General features: G+C 63.9%; 17 protein-coding genes, 1 other RNA gene and 1 riboswitch. Of the genes, 10 read left to right on the forward strand and 8 right to left on the reverse strand.

Annotated features, from left to right (window positions below):
- Positions 1–72: 72 nt before the first annotated feature.
- Positions 73–684: a type 1 glutamine amidotransferase domain-containing protein gene (locus RTQ83_RS15020; RefSeq protein WP_312516220.1), complete on the forward strand. Its 612-nt coding sequence runs from the start codon at positions 73–75 to the stop codon at positions 682–684.
- Positions 685–705: 21 nt separating this feature from the next.
- On the opposite strand, the gene RTQ83_RS15025 is transcribed toward RTQ83_RS15020, so the two are convergent.
- The 8 genes from RTQ83_RS15025 to ompA form a co-directional block, all read right to left on the reverse strand.
- Complete coding sequence (locus RTQ83_RS15025) at positions 706–1,263, reverse strand: manganese efflux pump MntP family protein (RefSeq protein WP_312516222.1); 558 nt, start codon at positions 1,261–1,263, stop codon at positions 706–708.
- A gap of 24 nt (positions 1,264–1,287) precedes the next feature.
- Positions 1,288–1,447, reverse strand: a riboswitch (yybP-ykoY riboswitch).
- A gap of 47 nt (positions 1,448–1,494) precedes the next feature.
- Positions 1,495–3,237 carry a hypothetical protein gene (locus tag RTQ83_RS15030; RefSeq protein WP_312516224.1) on the reverse strand — a complete coding sequence of 581 codons (1,743 nt, stop codon included), beginning with the start codon at positions 3,235–3,237 and terminating at the stop codon, positions 1,495–1,497.
- A 304-nt stretch (positions 3,238–3,541) separates the two neighbouring features.
- Complete coding sequence (locus RTQ83_RS15035; protein ID WP_312516226.1) at positions 3,542–5,251, reverse strand: hypothetical protein; 1,710 nt, start codon at positions 5,249–5,251, stop codon at positions 3,542–3,544.
- Between the two features lie 198 nt (positions 5,252–5,449).
- Positions 5,450–5,808, reverse strand: a transfer-messenger RNA (tmRNA) gene (gene ssrA, locus RTQ83_RS15040).
- Between the two features lie 379 nt (positions 5,809–6,187).
- Entirely contained in the window at positions 6,188–6,808 is a 621-nt protein-coding gene (locus tag RTQ83_RS15045) for a glycine zipper 2TM domain-containing protein (RefSeq protein ID WP_312516228.1), read from the reverse strand.
- A gap of 176 nt (positions 6,809–6,984) precedes the next feature.
- Positions 6,985–7,692 carry an HAD-IA family hydrolase gene (locus RTQ83_RS15050; RefSeq protein ID WP_312516230.1) on the reverse strand — a complete coding sequence of 236 codons (708 nt, stop codon included), beginning with the start codon at positions 7,690–7,692 and terminating at the stop codon, positions 6,985–6,987.
- 14 nt (positions 7,693–7,706) lie between these two features.
- Positions 7,707–8,411 carry a bifunctional 2-polyprenyl-6-hydroxyphenol methylase/3-demethylubiquinol 3-O-methyltransferase UbiG gene (ubiG, locus tag RTQ83_RS15055; protein ID WP_312516232.1) on the reverse strand — a complete coding sequence of 235 codons (705 nt, stop codon included), beginning with the start codon at positions 8,409–8,411 and terminating at the stop codon, positions 7,707–7,709.
- 132 nt (positions 8,412–8,543) lie between these two features.
- The gene (gene ompA, locus RTQ83_RS15060) at positions 8,544–9,251 is read right to left on the reverse strand and encodes an outer membrane protein OmpA (protein ID WP_312516234.1); all 708 of its coding nucleotides are present in this window, start codon (positions 9,249–9,251) and stop codon (positions 8,544–8,546) included.
- A 375-nt stretch (positions 9,252–9,626) separates the two neighbouring features.
- Between ompA and gyrA the strand changes: the two genes are divergently transcribed.
- The 9 genes from gyrA to rpsA all read left to right on the forward strand — a co-directional run bounded on the left by gyrA (position 9,627) and on the right by rpsA (position 21,440).
- Positions 9,627–12,242 carry a DNA gyrase subunit A gene (gyrA, locus tag RTQ83_RS15065; protein ID WP_312516236.1) on the forward strand — a complete coding sequence of 872 codons (2,616 nt, stop codon included), beginning with the start codon at positions 9,627–9,629 and terminating at the stop codon, positions 12,240–12,242.
- Between the two features lie 109 nt (positions 12,243–12,351).
- Complete coding sequence (locus RTQ83_RS15070; RefSeq protein ID WP_312516238.1) at positions 12,352–12,927, forward strand: DUF2059 domain-containing protein; 576 nt, start codon at positions 12,352–12,354, stop codon at positions 12,925–12,927.
- A 19-nt stretch (positions 12,928–12,946) separates the two neighbouring features.
- Complete coding sequence (gene serC / locus RTQ83_RS15075; protein WP_312516239.1) at positions 12,947–14,032, forward strand: 3-phosphoserine/phosphohydroxythreonine transaminase; 1,086 nt, start codon at positions 12,947–12,949, stop codon at positions 14,030–14,032.
- Positions 14,033–14,204: 172 nt separating this feature from the next.
- A complete protein-coding gene (gene pheA / locus RTQ83_RS15080; RefSeq protein WP_312516241.1) occupies positions 14,205–15,275 on the forward strand; it encodes a prephenate dehydratase in 1,071 nt (356 codons plus the stop codon).
- A gap of 24 nt (positions 15,276–15,299) precedes the next feature.
- Positions 15,300–16,415, forward strand: coding sequence for a histidinol-phosphate transaminase (gene hisC, locus RTQ83_RS15085; RefSeq protein WP_312516243.1), 1,116 nt, complete (start codon positions 15,300–15,302; stop codon positions 16,413–16,415).
- Positions 16,416–17,318, forward strand: coding sequence for a prephenate dehydrogenase (locus RTQ83_RS15090; RefSeq protein WP_312516245.1), 903 nt, complete (start codon positions 16,416–16,418; stop codon positions 17,316–17,318).
- Entirely contained in the window at positions 17,315–18,646 is a 1,332-nt protein-coding gene (gene aroA, locus RTQ83_RS15095) for a 3-phosphoshikimate 1-carboxyvinyltransferase (protein ID WP_312516247.1), read from the forward strand. Before RTQ83_RS15090 ends, aroA begins: the two co-directional genes overlap by 4 nt.
- Before the next feature lie 18 nt (positions 18,647–18,664).
- On the forward strand, positions 18,665–19,327 hold the full coding sequence (gene cmk, locus RTQ83_RS15100) for a (d)CMP kinase (protein ID WP_312516249.1): 663 nt from the start codon (positions 18,665–18,667) through the stop codon (positions 19,325–19,327).
- 406 nt (positions 19,328–19,733) lie between these two features.
- The gene (rpsA, locus tag RTQ83_RS15105) at positions 19,734–21,440 is read left to right on the forward strand and encodes a 30S ribosomal protein S1 (protein ID WP_312516251.1); all 1,707 of its coding nucleotides are present in this window, start codon (positions 19,734–19,736) and stop codon (positions 21,438–21,440) included.
- Positions 21,441–21,465: the final 25 nt, after the last annotated feature.

Consider the following 21,465-nt stretch of genomic DNA (forward strand, 5'->3'; position numbering starts at 1 on the left):
CACGCGATCGACCATGCGCCCGACCATGCGGCGAAATCAGGCATCGAACATCACATCGAACATGGAGGTTATATGGAACCAGCAGAGCAGGTGGAATACGTGAATACCGATTCCTTGCAGGGCCGGCGCGTGGCGGTCCTGATGACCGACGGCGTCGAGCAGGTGGAGTACACCGAGCCGCGCAGCTTCCTCGAGAAGCTCGGCGTGCATGTGACCTTGCTGTCGCCGAAAAACGCCGGCGAAGAGATCCAGGGTTTCAACCACCTGGAGCCGGCCGACAAGTTCAAGGTCGACCTCAACGTCAAGGATGCAACCCCGGGCGACTACGACCTGCTGCTGTTGCCGGGCGGCGTCGCCAACCCGGACCAGCTGCGCCTGAGCCCGGACGCGATCGCCTTCATCAAGGCTTTCGGCGACGAGGACAAGCCGATCGCCGCGATCTGCCATGGCCCGTGGCCGCTGATCGACGCCGGCGTGGCCGAGTCGAAGCACATGACCAGCTGGCCGTCGCTGCAGACCGACCTCAAGAACGCCGGCGCCGAATGGACCGACGAGGAAGTGGTCGTCGACGGCAAGCTGATTACGAGCCGCAAGCCGGACGACATCCCGGCCTTTAACGATGCATTGAAAAAGCAGCTAATGGTGCTGCAGGAAGCCAACGTCGATCCGGGCCCCACTTCCTGATTGGTCTTACCCGATCGGCAGTCAGTGCAGGTGCTGCCACAGTGTCAGGCTGCCGATCGCGATCAGCACCAGGCCGCCGAACACTTCGGCGCGCTTGCCGATCGCGGCGCCGATGCGGCGCCCGACCAGCATCCCGATCGTGACCATGGTCAAGGTGGCCAGGCCGATCGCCAGCGCCGGCTCCAGGATCGTGGTGTCGACAAAGGCGAGGCCGGCGCCGACCACCATCGCGTCGATGCTGGTGGCAAACCCGGTCAGCGCCAGCAGCCAGAACGCGCGCGGCGCCGGTTCCTCGCCGACTTCCGGCTCCTGCCATCCTTCGTAGATCATGCGCAGGCCGAGTCCACCCAGCAGCACGAAGGCGATCCAGTGATCCCAGCTTTCCACATACGAGGCCGCGATGCTGCCCAGCGCCCAGCCGATCAGCGGCGTGACGCCTTCGATCACGCCGAACAGCAGGCCGGTCTTGAGCGCTTCGCCGAAGCGCACGTTGTTGCGGCGGGCGCCCATGGCGATGGCGACGGCAAAGGCGTCGGTGGACATGGCAAAGGCGAGGATGATGATGGCGGTGAGCGTCATGACAGCTTTTCTGATCGGGCATTGACCGTAAACGGCAATGGCATGCCGCGTGGCCCGAACGTCACGCGTACATGCCATTGGTCTTGCCAACCAGAAGGCTTCCGCACCATGACGCGAGCGCGTCAAGTATGTTGATGCGGGAACTTCCGTTGAAGGAAGCAGGCTACTCCCCAAGGGCGGGCGTCATGGTAACGCAAACCCGATGTTGATAGCAAGGAACAGCTTCGAGGCTCAGGCGGCCTGGTCTGGTTCGTGGCGACGCGGCCGGCGCAGCAGGGCCGCAACAGCGCACAGCACAGCCATCAGGGTCAGGCCTGCCAGGCTGATCATTTCTCCGATGCGCTCGATCCGGGTCTGGCCCAGGACCAGGTCGACGGGACCTCTGCCGGGGCCGGCAATGACGGACAGCACCGGCGTACCGGCATTGAACTTCTGCACCGAGCACGACTTGCGCGTGCCGCCGGCGACGCATTCCCAGCCCGGATAATAGAAGTCGCGCAGCAGCGCACGCGCTTCACCGCTGCCGTCCAGGTGCAGGCGCAAATGGCGTGGAGAAATCGTCTCTACCCTGGCATTGCCCTGGCCGGCGAGCAGGCGCACATTGCTCTTCTTGGCGAACAGGGCAGTGGCGGGGTCGAGCGGGCCCATCTGATACTCCGGCACGTCGATCGAGCCCGGCTTGGGGGTGTCGCTGAAGATCGGCTTGAGCACGAACATCAGGCCGATATTCAGCGCCGCCATCGCCAGCAGCACCGGCAGCAGCAGGCGCTGGCGCTTGGTGCGCAGGGTTCCGGCGGCGCGGTTGCGCACCCAGTGCAGGTACAGCGCGGCGACCAGCGCCAGCAGCACGGTCTGGGCGGTCAGCAGGCGCCATGGGAACTGGATCTTTTGCGCGATCGGAACCAGGATCCAGAGCGGCGCGGACAGCTTGGTCATCAGGAACAGGATCGCCAGCGATCCGGCGATCGACAGCTGGGTCAGGGCGCGCTGGGTCGGGTTCAGGATCTGCGAGCGCAGCATCAGCCAGCCCAGCACGAACACGGCGCCGCACTGGACCACCGAGATCGCGGCGATGCCAACCTCGGCGCCGGGGCGCGGCCAGCGCTGGCCCGCCAGCAGCAGCCAGCGGAAGAAGTCGAAGTAGCCGGCGTACAGGGCCGAGGAATCGATGAAGTGCTGGTGCGTCAGCGCCGTGGCCAGGTAGATGCCGGCCAGGGCGGTGGCGGCCACCGACGCGGCGCAGGTCCACAGCAGGATGCTCTTGTTGCGCGTCAGCAGCGACAGCACCGCGGCGTAGGCGACGTATAGCGGCGGCAAGGCGATGCAGGACGGCGCATGGCTCAGGAACAGGGCCGCGGTGGACAGGGTGAAGATGACGATCGCGCGCACCGGCTTGCGCTCGAACAGGTGCACCGCGTACAGCGAGAACGGGGCCCAGGTGAATGCCCACAGTTCGGCGTAGGCCGAGCGGTAATACATGTCGATGAACAGGTGATACGGCGCGACCAGGAACACGAGCGCGCCCAGCAGGGCGCTGGTGCGGTCGCGCGTGACCTGCATCAGCCACAGATAGGCACCGGCGCCGCTGGCATAGAACCCCAGTGCGGCCAGGATGCCCAGACGCAGTTGCGCCCAGGCGTGGCCGTCCGACAGCGGCGCCAGGATCGCGGCCAGGTAATGCGGCAGCGGCGGATAGATGAAGAAGGCCGGGCTGCCCAGGCCTTGATTGAGGTCGGGCAGCCAGCGCGGATACAGCTCGCCATTCCAGAGCTGGTTGGCGAAATCCTGCTGCCAGCGCACATGCGCCAATGCGTCGTGGCCGCTCACCGGCAGGCCGATCAGCCAGATCGGCAGCAGCAGGGCAGCGGACACGAGAAACAGGATGGTGTAGGGCGACAGGCGCAGGCGGCCGAACGCGAAAAAGCTGCCGGGCTGGAGGTAGCCTTGGGTTACCGAGTCGGATTGAAGTTGCATGGCGATGGCAGATAAAGGATTGGACTGCTGGTACACGCGCAAGTTGGAACTCAGGTAATCAGACAGCTGTGGGAATGTAACAGTGAGTTATAAATTGGTCTATCAATATTGACCATTTTTTATTCGCTGTATGTATTTCGATGTAATTTTGCAACCGCAGCAAATTATTCTGGACAGGCCGTGTCTTTACTTGCTAGTGCCCGGAGATTCGCTGTTTGCGGGTGCGGAAAGCGTGATCGATTTCGCGGCCCGGTAAACGAAAAAAGCCGCTGACGCATCAGCGGCCTTGACAGAAACGCCTGGGTTACCGGCGGTTGTTTTGCCGTGCGCTCCAGAAGCGTGCAAGCAGGCATAGCACCGCCAGCACCAGCAAGCCGCTCCAGCTGGCCAGGGCGCCGATGCGTTCGCTCGGCGTCTGCGCGAGCACGATGTCGATCTCACGCCGGCCGGCACCGGCGTCGATGGTCAGCACCGGCGTCTCTGGGCTGTGTTTGCTAACCGCGCAGCCGGCCGGATTGCCGGCGCATTCCCATCCGGGATAGTAGAACTGGCGGACGATCAGGCGTACGTCGGTGCGGGCGTCGAGGTGGATCCGCAGATGCCGCGGCGCTAGCCTTTCCAGCCGCGCGCTGCCTTCACCGGCGGCGGTCCGGATAGCGCTGCCCTGTTCGAACAGGCCGGAGGAATTGGCGATGTCGCCCATCCGGTATTCCGGCACATCGGCGCCGCCCGGATCCGGGTTGCGTTCGAACGCCGGCTTGCCGAGGAAAGTCAGGCCCGCGTTCACGGCGAACAGTGCGGCGAGCAGCGGCAGCGCCAGGCGCCGGAGCATGCCGCGCGGCGCGTCGCCGGCACCACGCGCCCACAGCACATACAAGGCCGCGACCAGCGACAGCAGCATGGTCTGCGCGGTCAGCAGGCGCCAGGGGAACTGGATCTTCTGGGCCGCCGGAATCAATTTCCAGACCGGTGCGGCGACGATCGTCATCATGAACAGCAGGAAGACCGAACCGGCAATCGCGGCGATCACCAGCATGCGCTGGCCGGCATCGAGCCGCGCCGAACGCAGCGCCAGAGCGCCGAGCAGGAACAGGGCGCCGAACTGCACGACCGTAATGCCGGAAATCGCCAGCTCGCCGCCTTGCCAGCGTCCCGACAGCAGCAGCCAGCGGTCGAATTCGAAGAAGCCGGTATATAAAGCGGCGTCGTTGATATTGCCTTGATGCGTCAATGCGGTGGCGAGATACACCGCAGCGATCATGATCGCAGCAGCCGACGCGGCGCAGGTCCAGAGGAAGATGTCTTTCCGTTTCGACGAGTAGGACAGCAGCGCCGCGTAGATGACATACAGCGGCGGCAGTACCAGGCAAGATGGGGCATGGCTCAGGGCCAGTGCCGCGGTGGCCAGCGAATAGACGAACACGCCGCGCGCCGGATTCCTGGCGATCAGGTGGATCGCCCACAGCGAGAACGGTGCCCAGGCGAAGGCCCACAATTCCGCATAGGCTGCGCGGTGATAGGTATCCAGGAACAGGTGGTAGGGCGAGAGCAGGAACACCAGCGCGCCGCACAGTGCGCTAACGCGCTCGCGGGTCAGCTCGCGCAGCCACAAGTAGGCGCCGGTGCTGCCGACGAACAGGGCCAATGCAGCCGAGATACCGAGGCGCTGCTGCGTCCACGCGATGCCGTCAGACAGCGGCGCCAGCAGGGCGGCCACGAAGTGCGGCAGAGGCGGATAGATGAAGAAGGCCGGGCTGCCCAGGCCGCGGTTGATGTCGACCAGCCAGCGTGGATACAGGTCGCCGTTCCAGAATTGCGCGGCGAAGAGGGTTTGCCAGCGCAGGTGGGTGGGAGCGTCATGGCCGCTGAAGGGCAGGCCGATCAGCCATACCGGCAGCATCACGCACAGGCTGGCGAGCAGCAGGATCGGGATCGGGGAAAGCCTGGATTGGCTGGCCGCGATGATGCTGGTGGAGCGAACGTTATCGGCGTTTGAAGCGGGTTGTTGCTGCATGGGTCGAAGTCCTGGACATTAAGCTGCAGGCACACAGGCCCATCGCAGTTCGGAGTAAGAAGTTGCGTGGCGAAATGTAGCAGTGCGTTGTATTAATGTCTATTGTTTTCGACTTTGCGGTGATCTCCAAGCTGCGCGGAATACCCGGAGCGGAAATAAAAAAGCCGCTGACGAATCAGCGGCTTTTTCGGAAGAGGTTGGTGGAGGCGGCGGGAATCGAACCCGCGTCCGCAAGCACTCTACAGACAGTTCTACATACTTAGCACTATCATTTGATTTGACCTGGTCAACGGGGATGTGCACCCTTTGAACAAGCGAGTTACCTTAAATTTCGGAAGCAACCAAGTAACCCGGTTGATTCCTAGCCTCTGTAAATGACTCTACCAGTCTTGCGACTCACCCCAGAGGCGAGGTGTTGTAGAGCTAGCAGCAATTAAGCTGCTTGTGCGTACGAGTTATCGTTTGCAGTTATTGATTTCTGGATGTATTTACGAGGTAACCAGTCCTCGGTATGCCCTGCGCTGCTTTGCAACCTACGTCGAAACCAGGTCGCCCCCAACGTCAAGAACCTCCATTGTACCCCAATCGCGGGTCATGTACAGACCTGTTCCTTAGACGCGCCTTAACGGCGAGTTGCTGAAGAAATGCACAATGCATGTTCAAATTGCAATACGCAGGTGGACCCATGACCCGACGAGAGAATCCTGCTATGGCCTGTATCGTATGTGGCAACACCAAGGTGGCCGGCCTCGCCGGTTGGCATGCGACATGCCCGGCGTGCGACTATGAAAGCGCGGCGCTGGATGTCGCGATCAACGCCCACAGCGGGCCGGCGGTGGACGCGGGCGAGCGCGAAGCCGGTCTCGAGGCGGCGAATGCAAGAAAAAAGCCGCAAGCTGAACGCCTGCGGCCAAGGGGAGGGAGATTGTTGCCGGATCAGCGGTTGCGGTTGGCGATCTCGTTGCCGATGATGCCGCCGCCGATCACGCCGGCCGCGGTGGCGAGCTTCTTGCCGCTGCCGCCGCCGATCTGGTTGCCGATCAGGCCGCCGATCACGGCGCCGGCGCCGATGCCGACATAATTCGGTTGGGCCGGAGCCGGGGCTGGCTGCGCATAGCGCGGCTCTTCATAGCGTACCGGCTTCGGTGCCGCGTGCACCACGCGGGTTTTCTCGACCACCTTGACCACCGGCTTTTCCTTGACGATCACGGTCGGCTGCGGTTGAGGCTGGGCCTGGACTGGTGCGTAGGCCACCTGCTGGGCCGGCACCATCGCAGGCACCATCGCCGGAACCATTTGCGGCGCCGTGGCGGCGGTCAGCTGCTGCGCCATCTGGCCCGGCTGGACGGCGAGCTGAGCAGGGACCTGGCCATTCAGACCGGCTTGCTGCATCGCGTACGGCGACGCGGCTGCCAGCGGCAGGGCCGGCTCAGGTGCGCTCTTCGACGTCGGCAGCAGGCCGGTGATGGCGGCGGCGCCGGTCAGGCTGACGATGATCACCGATGCGGCGGCTGCTGCGATCAGCGGGTGGATGCGGGTGGCGGTCGGGTTTTGCATGATCTGCTCCAGTGACGTTGCGTTGTCGTATGGGTGTAGATTAATGGCGAGTCCGGCCCGGAGATAGACGTGCTCCTGTATCAATCGTAAAGACTTGTAAGCGTGCTCGGCAGTACAGCGGGGAATGAAAAAGGGCGCCGTCACCGGCGCCCTTCGAGGGGAGTTGCAGCTAAAACTCAGGCAGCCTGTTCGGCCTGCCGCGCCGCCAGCGCCACTTCCCGCAGCGTCGCCAGCAAATGCTGCGGCGTATCGAGCAAATAATCCGCGCCCCAGTTCGATGGTGCGATCGCGCCACAATAACCCCAGGCGCAGGCCACCGTTACCATGCCCGCCGCGCGGCCGGCCTCGATGTCGCGCAGGTCGTCGCCGACGTACCAGCACTGTTCCGGTGCAATCCCGAGCCGGCGCGCGCCTTCCAGCAGCGGCGCCGGATGCGGCTTGGCATGCGGCGTGGTGTCGCCCGAGACGATGCAGCCGGCGTGGTCGAGCGCGATCTGCGGCACCAGCGGATCGGTGAAGCGCATCGGCTTGTTGGTGACGATGCCCCAGGCCATGCCGGCGTCTTCGATGCCGGCCAGCAGCTCGACGATGCCGTCGAACAGCGTGGTGTGCAGCGCCATCGCCGACTGGTAGCGGTCGAACCAGGCCAGGCGCAGTTCTTCGTAACCCTCGTCGCCCGGCGCCAGGCCGAAGGCGGCGCCGATCATGCCGCGTGCGCCGGCCGAAGCGGTGGGACGCAGCACCTCGTACGGCGTCGGTTCCAGGCCGCGCTCGGTACGCAGCCAGTTGACGGCCGCCGCCAGGTCGGGCGCGGTGTCGGCCAGCGTGCCGTCGAGGTCGAACAGAACGGCGCGCGGCGCCGGCATCACGGAAGGGAAGGTCATGTCAAAGCATCACGTCAAAGCGGCTTGCTGCACGCCACCATGTAGTTCACATCGGTGTCGTTGTTGAGCGAATAGATCTTGGTCAGCGGGTTGTAGGTCAGGCCCTTCAGGCCGTCGACCTGCAGGCCGGCCGAGCGTACGTACTGCGACAGCTCGGCCGGCGTGATGAACTTGCCGTAGTCGTGGGTGCCGCGCGGCAGCATGCGCAGGATGTATTCGGCGCCGATCACCGCGAACAGGTACGACTTGGGGTTGCGGTTCAGGGTCGAGAAGAACACGTAGCCGCCCGGTTTCACCAGCGCCGCCGCGGCGCGCACGATCGAGGCCGGATCGGGCACGTGCTCGAGCATTTCCATGCAGGTGACCACGTCGAACTGGCCCGGCTCCTCGGCCGCCATCTCCTCGGCCGCGATGTGCTTGTAGCGCACCTCGACACCCGATTCCAGGCTGTGCAGGTCGGCCACTTTCAGCGCCTTCTTGGACAGGTCGATGCCGGTCACCTTGGCGCCTTTCTTGGCCATGGCTTCGGACAGCACGCCGCCGCCGCAGCCGATGTCGATCACGTTCTTGCCCGCCAGCGGGGCGCGCGCGTTGATCCACTCCAGGCGCAAGGGATTGATTTCATGCAGCGGACGGAATTCCGAAGTCGGATCCCACCAGCGGTGGGCCAATTCGCTGAATTTCTGAACTTCTTGGTGGTCTACGTTTGTCGTCGTCATAGCGGGGAATAATAGCGGAATTCGACTTTACCCGGCGGATAAAGTCGCCCAGCAAGCGGGGCTGATTTCATATTGTCGGGACAGATATGAAAAAACCCCGCCGCAGCGGGGTTTGAGTGGCCAGAGCCGGGATTACTTGTTGACGGTACGGGTACCGACGACTTCGATCTCTACGCGGCGGTTCTGGGCGCGGCCTTCGGCGGACTTGTTGTCGGCCTTCGGCTGGCTTTCGCCCTTGCCTTCGGTGTAGATGCGGGTGTCTTCGACGCCCTTGGTCTTCAGGTAGGCCTTGACGGCTTCGGCGCGGCGGATCGACAGCTTCTGGTTGTAGGCATCGGTGCCGATCGAGTCGGTGTGGCCGACGGCGATGATGACTTCCAGGTTCATGTCGCCCAGCTTGCCGGTCAGTTCGTCCAGCGACGCCTTGCCTGCCGGCTTCAGGATCGCCTTGTCGAAGTCGAAGAAGGCGTCAGCCGAGTAGCTCACTTTTTCGGAGGTCGGGACCGGAGCGGCGGCGACCGGGGCCGGTGCGGCTTCAGCAACCGGGGCCGGTGGCGGCGGTGGAGCGACGCACTTGCCGTTTTCCAGTTTCTCTGGCTCGACGCACAGTGGGGCGTCGCAGCCTGGGACCGCGTCGGCCGGGGTCCAGTAGCCGGTGCGCCAGCACAGGCCGAAAGGATTGCGCGCGATCACGCCGCGGGCGTCCTGCAGGTAGGCGCTGTACGGGGTACGGGCCTGGATATCGGTGGTCAGCGGAGCGTATGGAGGCGCGCTTTGTGCCGAGGCGATGCCCGCGATCGCGGCCGATGCTGCGAGCAGAACGGTGATCAGTTTCTTCATATTCTTTTCCTTTCGGTAAATTCCGTGTCGATTCGGAACAGGCTCGATGTAGTCAAGAGATTAACACGGCGGCCGCGCTGTCCGTTTCGAATTGTGAAACAAGCAATTAACTTCCTGGCCATTTTGCCACATGCACCAAAATCGCACGACTGCACCTAAAACAAACATCAAGCATTTAATTCGCATACGTTGTTTTACCGCAACATTTCCACAAGCGGAACAGCTTGGCGACGACAATACTGGAAGTTTTGCGTTTCCGATAACAAAGTTTGTGGCGAAAGGGCACTGGCCGGAATTGCGCAGATGCTATGACGCGCGTGGTAGAATCGACCGTTATAACTAATCACCTTCGCCTGGAAGTAGTCGACCCGCCCCATGGATCAATTCGCAAAAGAAACAGTCCCGATTTCCCTCGAAGAAGAGATGCGCAAGAGCTACCTCGATTACGCGATGAGCGTGATCGTGGGCCGTGCGCTGCCGGACGTGCGCGACGGCCTGAAGCCGGTGCACCGCCGCGTGCTGTACTCCATGCACGAAAGTAACTACGTCCATAACCGCCCGTACGTGAAGTGCGCGCGCGTGGTCGGCGACACCATGGGTAAGTACCACCCGCACGGCGACGCGTCGATCTATGACACGCTGGTGCGCATGGCCCAGGACTTCTCGCTGCGCTACACCCTGGTCGACGGTCAGGGCAACTTCGGCTCGATCGACGGCGACAGCGCCGCGGCGATGCGTTACACCGAGTGCCGCCTGGACAAGATCGCTAGCGAAATTCTGGCCGACATCGACAAGGACACCGTCGACTTCCAGCCGAACTATGACGGCAAAGAAAAAGAACCGACCGTCCTGCCGACCCGCATCCCGAACCTCTTGATCAATGGTTCGTCAGGCATCGCGGTCGGCATGGCCACCAACATCCCGCCGCACAACCTGTCGGAAGTCATCAACGGCGCGCTGCACGTGCTGCGCAATCCGGAATGCACGATCGACGAGCTGATCGAGCTGATCCCCGCGCCGGACTTCCCGACCGCCGGCATCATCTATGGCGTCTCGGGCGTGCGCGACGGTTACCGCACCGGCCGCGGCCGCGTGGTGATGCGCGCCAAGACCCACTTCGAAGAGTATGGCAAGGACGGCGGCCGCACCGCGATCATCGTCGACGAGCTGCCGTACCAGGTGAACAAGAAGTCGCTGCTCGAGCGTATCGCCGAGAACGTGCGCGACAAGAAGCTGGAAGGCATCAGCGACATCCGCGACGAGTCCGACAAGTCGGGCATGCGCGTGGTAATCGAGCTGAAACGCGGCGAAGTGCCGGAAGTCGTGCTGAACAATCTGTATAAGCAGACCCAGCTGCAAGACACCTTCGGCATGAACATGGTGGCGCTGGTCAATGGCCAGCCGAAGCTGCTGAACCTGAAGCAGATGCTGGAATGCTTCCTGTCGCACCGCCGCGAAGTGGTCACCCGCCGCACCGTGTTCGAGCTGCGCAAGGCGCGCGACCGCGGGCACATGCTGGAAGGCCTGGCGGTTGCCCTGGCCAACATCGACGACTTCATCGCCATCATCAAGGCCGCGCCGACCCCGCCGGTCGCGAAAGTGGAACTGATGCAGAAGGCCTGGGATTCGTCGCTGGTGCGCGAGATGTTGAACCGCACCGAAACCGGCGCCGCCGGCGGCATCGAGGCCTTCCGTCCGGAGCACCTGCCGAAGCACTACGGCATGCAGCCGGACGGCCTGTACAAGCTGTCGGACGAGCAGGCGCAAGAGATCCTGCAGATGCGCCTGCAGCGCCTGACCGGTCTGGAGCAGGACAAGATCGTCAACGAGTACAAGGAAGTGATGGCCCACATCGCCGACCTGCTCGACATCCTGGCCAAGCCGGAACGCGTCACGACCATCATCGTCGACGAGATGGGCCAGATCAAGGCCGAATACGCCGACAACGGCAAGGACACCCGCCGTTCGGCCATCGAGCACAACGCCAGCGACCTGGAAACCGAAGACCTGATCACCCCGCAGGACATGGTGGTGACCCTGTCGCACTCGGGCTACATGAAGTCGCAGCCGATCGCCGAATACCGCGCCCAGAAGCGCGGCGGCCGCGGCAAGCAGGCGATGGCGACCAAGGACGACGACTGGATCGACCAGCTGTTCATCGCCAACACCCACGACTACATGCTGTGCTTCTCGAACCGCGGCCGCATGTACTGGCTGAAGGTGTGGGAAGTGCCGCAGGGTTCGCGCAACTCGCGCGGTAAACCAATCGTCAACATGTTCCCGCTGCAGGACAACGAGAAGATCACGGTCATCCTGCCGCTGCAGGGCGAGAACCGCACCTTCCCGGAAGACCACTACGTGTTCATGGCGACCTCGCTCGGCACCGTCAAGAAGACGCCGCTGCGCGACTTCAGCAACCCGCGCAAGGCCGGCATCATCGCCGTCGACCTGGACGATGGCGACGTGCTGGTCGGCGCCGCCCTCACCGACGGCAAGCACGACGTGATGCTGTTTTCGGACGGCGGCAAGGCGGTGCGCTTCGACGAGAACGACGTGCGTCCGATGGGCCGTACCGCACGCGGCGTGCGCGGCATGAACCTGGAAGAGGGACAAGGCGTGATCGCGCTGCTGGTGGCCGAGAGCGAGCAGCAGTCGGTGCTGACGGCAACCGAGAACGGCTTCGGCAAGCGCACCCCGATCGTCGAGTACACCCGCCATGGCCGCGGCACCAAGGGCATGATTGCGATCCAGACCAGCGAGCGTAACGGCAAAGTGGTGGCCGCGACCCTGGTCGAGCCGAGCGACGAGATCATGCTGATCACCACCGGCGGCGTCCTGATCCGCACCCGCGTGGCCGAGATCCGCGAGATGGGTCGTGCAACGCAAGGCGTGACCCTGATCGCGGTCGAAGACGGCACCAAGCTGTCGGGCCTGCAGCGTATCGTCGAAACCGACCTGGAAGAGGTCGAGTTCGAGCAGCCGCCGGAGTAAATCCGGCGCGAAGGGCGGGGCACTTGCTGCCCCGCCGGTGGCCGGCCCTGGAGACCGGGCCGGCCGTGTATGAAGTCGATGGGCCCGTGGCCCGCACTGGATAACTATAATGAAAAAACTCCTCGCAGCAGTCGCCGTCAGCGCCGCCTTCGCCGGCATTCCTTCGTTTGCCATGGCCCAGGCGACCGCGCCTGCAGCCGCAACTGCAACCGTCGATCCGCAAACCACCGCCGCCGTCAAGCAGATGCTCGACGCGATGGAAGTGCGCAAGATGCTGGTGGCTTCGTTCGCCGAGATGCAAAAGACGCTGCCGCAGATGATGCGCGCCCAGGTCACCGCCGTGATCAACGCCGACACCTCGCTCGACGCGGCCAAGAAGCAGGAGGCGATGGCCAAGGTCGAACAGATCCTGCCGGGCGCGGTCGAGGCGATCGCCAAGCTGTTCCGCGATCCGGCCCTGATCGACGAGATGATGGCCGAGATGGTGCCGCTGTACGCCAACAACTACACCACCGCCGAGATCAAGCAGCTGACCGCGTTCTATGCCACCCCGCTGGGACGCAAGATGCTGGCGCTGACGCCGCGCCTGTCGGCCGAGAGCATGGCGATCGGCCAGCGCCTGGTGGCGCCGCGCCTGAATACCTTGATGCAGGACATCATGCAGGCCGCCGCGCAGGCAAAATAAACACCGTAGAAAGGACCGCATGACCCGGATATTCAACTTCTCGGCCGGCCCGGCCGTGTTGCCAACGGAAGTGCTGCAGCAAGCCGCGAGCGAGATGCTCGACTGGCACGGCAGCGGCATGTCGGTGATGGAGATGAGCCATCGCGGTCCCGAGTTTTCCAGCATCCACCGCCAGGCGCTCGACGACCTGCGCGAGCTGCTGAACGTCCCTGCCAACTATCGCATCCTGTTCCAGCAGGGCGGGGGACTGGGGCAGAACGCCATCGTTCCGCTCAACCTGGCGGGGCGCCGTCCCGATCCGGTGGTCGACTTCGTCCACACCGGTTCGTGGTCGGGCAAGTCGATCAAGGAAGCGGCGCGCTATGCGCGCGTCAACGTCGCCGCATCGAGCGAAGCGGACCGGTTCGCCCGCGTGCCGGCGCGCGAGTCGTGGCGCTTGAGCCCTGGCGCATCCTACCTGCACATCTGCACCAACGAGACCATCGACGGCGTCGAGTACCCTGACGCGCCCGAGATCGGTCCTGATGCGCCGATTGTCGCCGACATGTCGTCGCACATCCTGTCGCGTCAAATCGATGTCTCGAAGTACGGCGTGATCTTCGCCGGCGCCCAGAAGAACATCGGCCCGGCCGGGCTGACGCTGGTGATCGTGCGCGAGGACCTGCTCGACTATGCGTCGCCGCAGTGCCCGTCGGCCTTCAACTGGAAGACCTGCGCCGAGCACGATTCGCTGTACAACACGCCGCCGACCTATGCGATCTATATCGCGGGGCTGGTGTTCGCCTGGCTCAAGCAGCAGGGCGGGGTGGCGGCGATCGAGGCGCGCAATATCGAGAAGGCGCGGCTGCTGTACGCTGCGCTGGACGCCGACGATTTTTACCAGAACCGGGTGGCGCCCGAGTTCCGTTCGCGCATGAACGTACCGTTCTACCTGCGCGACGAAGCGCTGAACGAACAATTCCTGGCCGGCGCGAAGGCGCGCGGGCTGCTGCAACTGAAGGGCCACAAGTCCGTCGGCGGCATGCGGGCATCCATCTACAACGCGATGCCGATCGAGGGCGTACAGGCTCTCGTCGATTATTTGAACGAGTTCGCGGGGCGGTGAGGCGGGTTTGCCGGCGTGATGCGCGATGACGCATTGGCCGGGTGAACGCGTCGGCGGGGGACCCGCCAACCCTACGTGCCGGTTCCCGTAGGGTTGGCGGCTATGCCGCCGACGCGTTCAACGCACCCCCGCACCACCGTGCACGCGAACGAATCGACCACACAGCATAACGATGACAGACAAACTCAAACCCCTGCGCGAACAGATCGATGCGATCGACGCGCAAATCCTCCAGCTCCTGAGCCAGCGCGGCAAGGTGGCGCAGGAGGTCGGCCATGTAAAAGCCGAGACCAACGCCCCGGTATTCCGTCCCGAACGCGAAGCGCAGGTGCTGCGCGGCGTCGCCGAGCGCAATCCGGGCCCGCTGCTGGACCGCGACGTCCAGACCATCTTCCGCGAGATCATGTCCTCGTGCCGCGCGCTGGAAAAGCGCGTGACGGTCGCCTATCTCGGCCCGTCGGGCACTTTCAGCGAGCAGGCCGTGTTCCAGCAATTCGGCAGCGCGATCGAAACGCTGCCGTGCGTGTCGATCGACGAAGTGTTCCGCGCCACCGAGGCCGGCACCGCCGACTTCGGCGTGGTCCCGGTCGAGAATTCGTCCGAGGGCGCGATCAACCGCACCCTCGACCTGCTGCTCGCGACCACGACCATCATCAGCGGTGAAGTCTCGATCCCCGTGCACCACAGCCTGATGAGCAAGACCGGTTCGATGGATGGCGTCACTGTGGTGTGTGCGCATTCGCAGGCGCTGGCCCAGTGCCAGGTCTGGCTCAACCAGCACTACCCGCAGCTGGAACGGCGCGCCGTGGCCTCCAACGCGGAAGCCGCAGTGCTGGCGAGCTCGGATCCGACGGTCGCCGCGATCGCCAGCGAGATGGCCGGCGAGCAGTACCAGCTCGGCGTCGTACAGGCCCACATCCAGGACGACCCGCACAACCGCACCCGCTTCGTGATCATCGGCCAGCTGCAGACCGGCCCGTCGGGCAAGGACCGCACCGGCATCGTGCTGGCGGTGCCGAACAAGGCGGGCGCTGTCTACAACCTGCTGGCGCCACTGGCCAAGCACGGCGTGTCGATGACCCGCTTCGAATCGCGCCCGGCGCGCATCGGCACCTGGGAGTACTACTTCTACGTCGACATCGAAGGCCACGTGCATGACGCGGCCGTCGCGCGCGCGCTCGAGGAGCTGAAAGACAACGCCGCCTTCTTCAAGGTGCTGGGTTCCTACCCGCAAAGCCTGTAAATCACATTTCACTGAGAGACACACATGCCGCAATTCGGTCCTGAATACGTCCGCGCCATCGCCCCTTACCAGGCCGGCAAACCCATCGCCGAAGTCGCCCGCGAGTTCGGTCTCGACGAAGCGACCATCGTCAAGCTGGCGTCCAATGAAAACCCGTTCGGCCTGCCGGAATCGAGCCGCGCCGCGATGCTGGAAGCAGCCGCCGATCTGGGGCGCTACCCGGACGCCAACGGCTTCGAGCTCAAGACCGCACTGTCGCAGCGCTACGACGTGCCGATGGAATGGATCACGCTCGGCAACGGCAGCAACGACATCCTGGAAATCGCGGCCCACGCCTTCGTGCAGAAGGGCGAAGCCGTCGTCTATTCGCAGTACTCGTTCGCGGTGTATGCGCTGGCCACGCAGGGCGTGGGCGGGCGCGCGATCGTGGTCCCGGCGGTGGACTACGGTCACGACCTGGACGCGATGGCCGAAGCGATCGACCTCGATACGCGCCTGGTCTATGTCGCCAACCCGAACAACCCGACCGGCACCTTCATCCCGGCCGAGCGGATCGAAGCCTTCCTGCAGAAAGTGCCGTCGAACGTGATCGTGGTGCTGGACGAAGCCTATAACGAATACCTGGCGCCGGAACACCAGTTCGAGTCGAGCGCCTGGGTGCGCAAGTACCCGAACCTGATCGTGTCGCGCACCTTCTCCAAGGCCTACGGCCTGGCCGGCCTGCGCGTCGGTTTCGCGATCGCCCAGCCGGAAGTCACCGACCTGATGAACCGCATCCGCCAGCCGTTCAACGTCAACTCGCTGGCCCAGGCGGCGGCGATCGCGGCGCTGAACGACAAGGCATTCCTGGAAAAGGGCGCGCGTAACAATGCCGAGGGCTACCAGCAGATGATCGCCGCCTTCGATGAACTCAAGCTCGAGTACGTGCCGTCGTTCGGCAACTTCGTGCTGGTGCGGGTCGGCGACGACGACGCGGCCGGTGCGCGCGTGAATACCGCGCTGCTCAAGCAGGGCGTGATCGTGCGTCCGGTCGGCGCCTATGGTCTGCCGCAGTGGCTGCGCATTTCGATCGGCCTGCCGCAAGAGAATGCGGCGTTCATCGCAGCGCTCAAGCAGGCGCTCGCGAACGCGGAAGGCTGAATGCTGAACAAGGTCGTCATTATTGGCGTCGGCCTGATCGGCGGTTCGTTCGCGCTGGGCCTGAAGCGGGCCGGGGCGGTAGCAGAGGTGGTCGGCATCGGCCGCCATCCGGAAGCCACGGCGCGTGCGCTGGCGCTGGGCATCGTCGACAGCGTCAGCACTTCGTATGAAGATGCGCTGCGTGGCGCCGACCTGGTCTTGCTGGCCGCGCCGGTGGCGCAGACCGGCCCGATCCTGCAGGCGCTGCTGCCGTATCTGGAGCAGGGCACGATCGTCACCGATGCCGGCAGCACCAAGTGCGACGTGGTCGCGGCCGCGCGCGAAGCATTGCAGGACCGGGTGCACCAGTTCGTGCCGGGCCACCCGATCGCAGGCAGCGAGTCGAACGGTCCCGACGCCGCGCTGGCCGGCCTGTACCAGGGCAAGAAGGTGGTGCTGACCGCGCTGCCGGAAAACGCGGCCGAAGCCGTCGAGCGCGTCGCCGCCGCCTGGCGCGCCTGCGGCGCCATCATCCACACGCTCAGCCCGGAAGACCACGACCGCGTGTTCGCCGCCGTCAGCCACCTGCCGCACCTGCTGGCCTATGCGCTGGTGGACGACGTCGCCGCCAAGCCGCACGCCGACCTGCTGTTCCAGTACGCCGCCAGTGGCTTTCGCGACTTCACCCGCATCGCCGGCTCGTCGCCCGAAATGTGGCGTGACATCAGCCTGGCCAACCGCGCCGCGCTGCTTACCGAGCTGGATGCATATCTGGCACAATTGACGTCGATGCGCGCCATGCTGGCCGCCGCCGACGGCGCCGCGCTGGAGGCCGTCTACACCAACGCCCAGCGCGCCCGGTGCGCATGGATCGAAGCCATCGAGGCGGGATCCATGCGGCCGCAACCCCAGGACAACACATGACGCAGCAAAAACACTACCCCCAGCACATCGACCTCGAGCCCGTCCTGCACGTGGAAGGGTCGGTGCGCCTGCCGGGTTCCAAGAGCATCTCGAACCGCACGCTGCTGCTGGCGGCGCTGTCCGAGGGCACGACCACCATCCACGACCTGCTGGCCTCGGACGACACCATGGTGATGCTGGGCGCGCTGCGCTCGCTCGGCATTCAGTGGGATGAAGTCGACGAGCGCACCGTGATCGTGCACGGCAACGGCGGCGAGCTGCCGAACCATGAAGCCGATCTGTTCATGGGCAATGCCGGTACCGCGATCCGTCCGCTCACCGCGGCACTGGCCGTGATCGGCGGCGACTATACGCTGCACGGCGTGTCGCGCATGCACGAGCGTCCGATCGGTGACCTGGTCGACGCGCTGAACGACGTCGGCGCCCAGATCGAATACACGGGCGAGCAGGGCTTTCCGCCGCTGCGCATCCGCCGCGGCCACATTACCGCCAGCCGCATCAGCGTGCGCGGCAACGTGTCGAGCCAGTTCCTGACCGCGCTCTTGATGTCCGCGCCGCTGATGGCCAAGACCCATCCGGTGTCGATCGACGTGGTCGGCGAACTGATCTCGAAACCCTACATCGAGATCACGCTGAACCTGATGCGCCGCTTCGGCGTCGAGGTGCTGCAAAACGGCTGGTCCTCGTTCACGGTCGAACCGGGCCAGCGCTACAAAAGCCCGGGCATGATCCATGTCGAAGGCGACGCCTCGTCGGCGTCCTACTTCCTGGCGGCCGGCGCGATTGCCGGCGGTCCGGTGCGGGTCGAAGGCGTGGGCGAGAACAGTATCCAGGGCGATGTGCGCTTTGCCGATGCCCTGGAGCGGATGGGTGCCATCGTCACGCGCGGCGACAACTGGATCGAGGCGCGCTCGAACGGTGAACTCAAGGCCATCGATGCCGACTTCAACCACATCCCGGATGCGGCGATGACGATCGCGGTGGCGGCGCTGTACGCCGACGGCCCGAGCACGCTGCGCAATATCGCCAGCTGGCGGGTCAAGGAAACCGACCGCCTTGCAGCGATGGCGGCCGAATTGCGCAAGGTCGGCGCCGAGGTGGAGGAGGGGCCGGACTACATCCGCATCACCCCACCCGAGCAGCTCAAACCCGCCACCATCGACACCTACGACGACCACCGCATGGCGATGTGCTTCTCGCTCGCCTCGCTGGACGGCAAGGCGCGCCGCGGCAACGCCATGCGCATCAACGATCCGAAGTGCGTGGCCAAGACCTTCCCCGACTATTTCGAAGCGTTCGCCAGCGTGGCGCGCAACGAATTGTTCTAAACGATTTATCACAAGCCTATGCCCAATTCCAACGTTCCAGTCATTACCATCGACGGCCCGACCGCGTCCGGCAAGGGCACGGTGGCGGCCCGCGTCGCCGAACGTCTCGGTTTTCATCTGCTCGACTCGGGCGCGCTGTACCGCCTGACGGCGCTGCAGGCGCTGCGCGACGGCATCGACCTGGGCGATGAGCATGCGGTCGCCACGGTCGGCGCGCAGCTGCCGGTGCGCTTCGTCGGTGGCGAGATCCTGCTTGCAGGCGAGAACGTCGCCGATGCGATCCGCGCCGAGCAGGTGGGCAATCTGGCCTCCAAAATCGCGGCGCTGCCGGCGGTGCGCCAGGCGCTGTTCGGGCTGCAGCTGAACTTCCGCCAGGCGCCGGGACTGGTGGCCGACGGGCGCGACATGGGCACGGTGATCTTCCCCACGGCTGAGACGAAGGTGTTCCTCACGGCAAGTGTCGAGGCCCGTGCGCAACGCCGATATAAGCAATTGATTGACAAAGGTTTTTCTGCTAATATGGAAGGTCTGCTGGCTGATTTGCAGGCCCGTGACGAGCGCGACACCAATCGCGCAGTCGCGCCGCTGGTGCCGGCAGACGATGCGCATATCCTGGATACGTCCGACATGGGCGTGGATCAGGCGGTCGAGCAGGTGCTGGCCTGGTATGCGCAGAAGTAGTTAGTGAACAAGTAGTTAAGACTTTGAATGGCGTTTGTGGTGTTGCGTTGATCGGCAAAGCAATTTGCCGGTAATCGTCAGCATTCAAACGTCATTCCCGCGCAGGCGGGAATCCCAGTTCGAAGCGTACCGTTGGCTCGAGTCATCGCCGTGGTATGCAGGCAAACTTGGATCCCCGCCTTCGCGGGGATGACGGTTTTTAGGGTGGGGGCTTCGTTCGGCGATATCCGAGTCGGTCCTGGTATCGGTCTCGATGTCGGGTGGCGAAGCAAGTAAGACCCATCCTGAGCCGTCATCCTTTGGTGCCCGCACCGGCAATCCTGCCAGCGCGGGTGTGTATCAACCTGACCCAGTTCAGTCCGCACTTTCGCCGGGCTGCTGGCTAACGTGAAATATCCTCTCTTTTATGTCTACTGCAACCACCCAAGATTCCGGCATGGAAAGCTTCGCAGCCCTCTTCGAGGAATCGCTGTCGCGTCAAGATATGCGCTCGGGCGAAGTCATTTCGGCTGAAGTCGTGCGTCTGGATCACAACTTCGTGATCGTCAACGCGGGCCTGAAGTCGGAAGCCTTCATCCCTGTTGAAGAATTCAAGAACGACCAGGGCGAACTGGAAGTTCAAATCGGCGATTTCGTTTCCGTGGCTATCGAGTCGCTGGAAAACGGCTTCGGCGATACCATCCTGTCGCGCGACAAGGCCAAGCGCCTGGCATCGTGGCTGGCTCTGGAAAAAGCAATGGAATCGGGCGAGATCGTCACCGGTACCGTCAACGGTAAAGTCAAAGGCGGCCTGACCGTCCTGACCAACGGCATCCGCGCATTCCTGCCGGGTTCGCTGGTCGACACCCGTCCGGTCAAGGACACCACCCCGTTCGAAGGCAAGACCCTGGAATTCAAGGTCATCAAGCTGGACCGCAAGCGTAACAACGTCGTGCTGTCGCGCCGTGCCGTCATCGAAGCATCGATGGGCGAAGAGCGCGCCAAGCTGATGGAAACCCTGAAAGAAGGCACCGTGGTCACCGGCGTCGTCAAGAACATCACCGACTACGGTGCGTTCGTCGACCTGGGCGGCATCGACGGCCTGCTGCACATCACCGACCTGGCATGGCGTCGCGTGCGTCACCCGTCGGAAGTTCTGTCGGTTGGCCAAGAGATCACCGCTAAGGTCCTCAAGTACGATCAGGAAAAGAACCGCGTCTCGCTGGGCGTCAAGCAGCTGGGCGACGATCCTTGGACCGGTCTGTCGCGTCGTTACCCACAAGGCACCCGCCTGTTCGGTAAAGTCACCAACCTGACCGACTACGGCGCGTTCGTCGAAGTGGAACAAGGCATCGAAGGCCTGGTCCACGTGTCGGAAATGGACTGGACCAACAAGAACGTGGCCCCGAACAAAGTCGTGCAGCTGGGCGACGAAGTCGAAGTCATGGTTCTGGAGATCGACGAAGAGCGTCGCCGTATCTCGCTGGGCATGAAGCAGTGCAAAGCGAACCCATGGGACGACTTCGGCATGACCCACAAGAAGGGCGACAAGGTCAAGGGTTCGATCAAGTCGATCACCGACTTCGGCGTGTTCATCGGCCTGCCAGGCAACATCGATGGTCTGGTGCACCTGTCGGACCTGTCCTGGACCGAAGCCGGCGAAGAAGCCGTGCGCAAGTTCAAGAAGGGCGACGAGCTGGAAGCCGTGGTTCTGGCCATCGACGTCGAGCGCGAGCGTGTTTCGCTGGGCGTGAAGCAGCTGGAAGGCGACCCGTTCAACACCTTCTCGTCGCTGAACGACAAGGGTTCGCTGGTCACCGGCACCGTGAAATCGGTTGAGCCGAAAGGCGCCGTGATCGCGCTGACCGAAGAAGTCGAAGGCTACCTGCGCGCTTCGGAAATCTCGCGTGACCGCGTGGAAGATGCCGGCACCCACCTGAAAGTGGGCGACAAGGTCGAAGCCCTGGTCATCAACATCGATCGCAAGGCTCGCAGCATCCAGCTGTCGATCAAGGCGAAAGACAATGCTGACACCCAGGAAGCGATGAGCAAGCTGTCGAACGACAACAGCGCAGCGTCGGGCACCACCAGCCTGGGCGCACTGCTGAAGGCCAAGTTCGACAATAAGAACTAATCAGGTATTTCCTGACCAGGAGTGA

Origin of the sequence: Massilia sp. (genome assembly GCF_031995545.1) — a bacterium.
Classification (GTDB): Bacteria; Pseudomonadota; Gammaproteobacteria; order Burkholderiales; family Burkholderiaceae_D; genus Telluria.

Bases quoted from the DNA above. Each gene is read 5' to 3' on its own strand.
- RTQ83_RS15020 (WP_312516220.1), top strand. From the start codon at position 73: ATGGAACCAGCAGAGCAGGTGGAATACGTGAATACCGATTCCTTGCAG.
- RTQ83_RS15025 (WP_312516222.1), bottom strand. From the start codon at position 1,263: ATGACGCTCACCGCCATCATCATCCTCGCCTTTGCCATGTCCACCGAC.
- RTQ83_RS15030 (WP_312516224.1), bottom strand. From the start codon at position 3,237: ATGCAACTTCAATCCGACTCGGTAACCCAAGGCTACCTCCAGCCCGGC.
- RTQ83_RS15035 (WP_312516226.1), bottom strand. From the start codon at position 5,251: ATGCAGCAACAACCCGCTTCAAACGCCGATAACGTTCGCTCCACCAGC.
- RTQ83_RS15045 (WP_312516228.1), bottom strand. From the start codon at position 6,808: ATGCAAAACCCGACCGCCACCCGCATCCACCCGCTGATCGCAGCAGCC.
- RTQ83_RS15050 (WP_312516230.1), bottom strand. From the start codon at position 7,692: ATGACCTTCCCTTCCGTGATGCCGGCGCCGCGCGCCGTTCTGTTCGAC.
- ubiG (WP_312516232.1), bottom strand. From the start codon at position 8,411: ATGACGACGACAAACGTAGACCACCAAGAAGTTCAGAAATTCAGCGAA.
- ompA (WP_312516234.1), bottom strand. From the start codon at position 9,251: ATGAAGAAACTGATCACCGTTCTGCTCGCAGCATCGGCCGCGATCGCG.
- gyrA (WP_312516236.1), top strand. From the start codon at position 9,627: ATGGATCAATTCGCAAAAGAAACAGTCCCGATTTCCCTCGAAGAAGAG.
- RTQ83_RS15070 (WP_312516238.1), top strand. From the start codon at position 12,352: ATGAAAAAACTCCTCGCAGCAGTCGCCGTCAGCGCCGCCTTCGCCGGC.
- serC (WP_312516239.1), top strand. From the start codon at position 12,947: ATGACCCGGATATTCAACTTCTCGGCCGGCCCGGCCGTGTTGCCAACG.
- pheA (WP_312516241.1), top strand. From the start codon at position 14,205: ATGACAGACAAACTCAAACCCCTGCGCGAACAGATCGATGCGATCGAC.
- hisC (WP_312516243.1), top strand. From the start codon at position 15,300: ATGCCGCAATTCGGTCCTGAATACGTCCGCGCCATCGCCCCTTACCAG.
- RTQ83_RS15090 (WP_312516245.1), top strand. From the start codon at position 16,416: ATGCTGAACAAGGTCGTCATTATTGGCGTCGGCCTGATCGGCGGTTCG.
- aroA (WP_312516247.1), top strand. From the start codon at position 17,315: ATGACGCAGCAAAAACACTACCCCCAGCACATCGACCTCGAGCCCGTC.
- cmk (WP_312516249.1), top strand. From the start codon at position 18,665: ATGCCCAATTCCAACGTTCCAGTCATTACCATCGACGGCCCGACCGCG.
- rpsA (WP_312516251.1), top strand. From the start codon at position 19,734: ATGTCTACTGCAACCACCCAAGATTCCGGCATGGAAAGCTTCGCAGCC.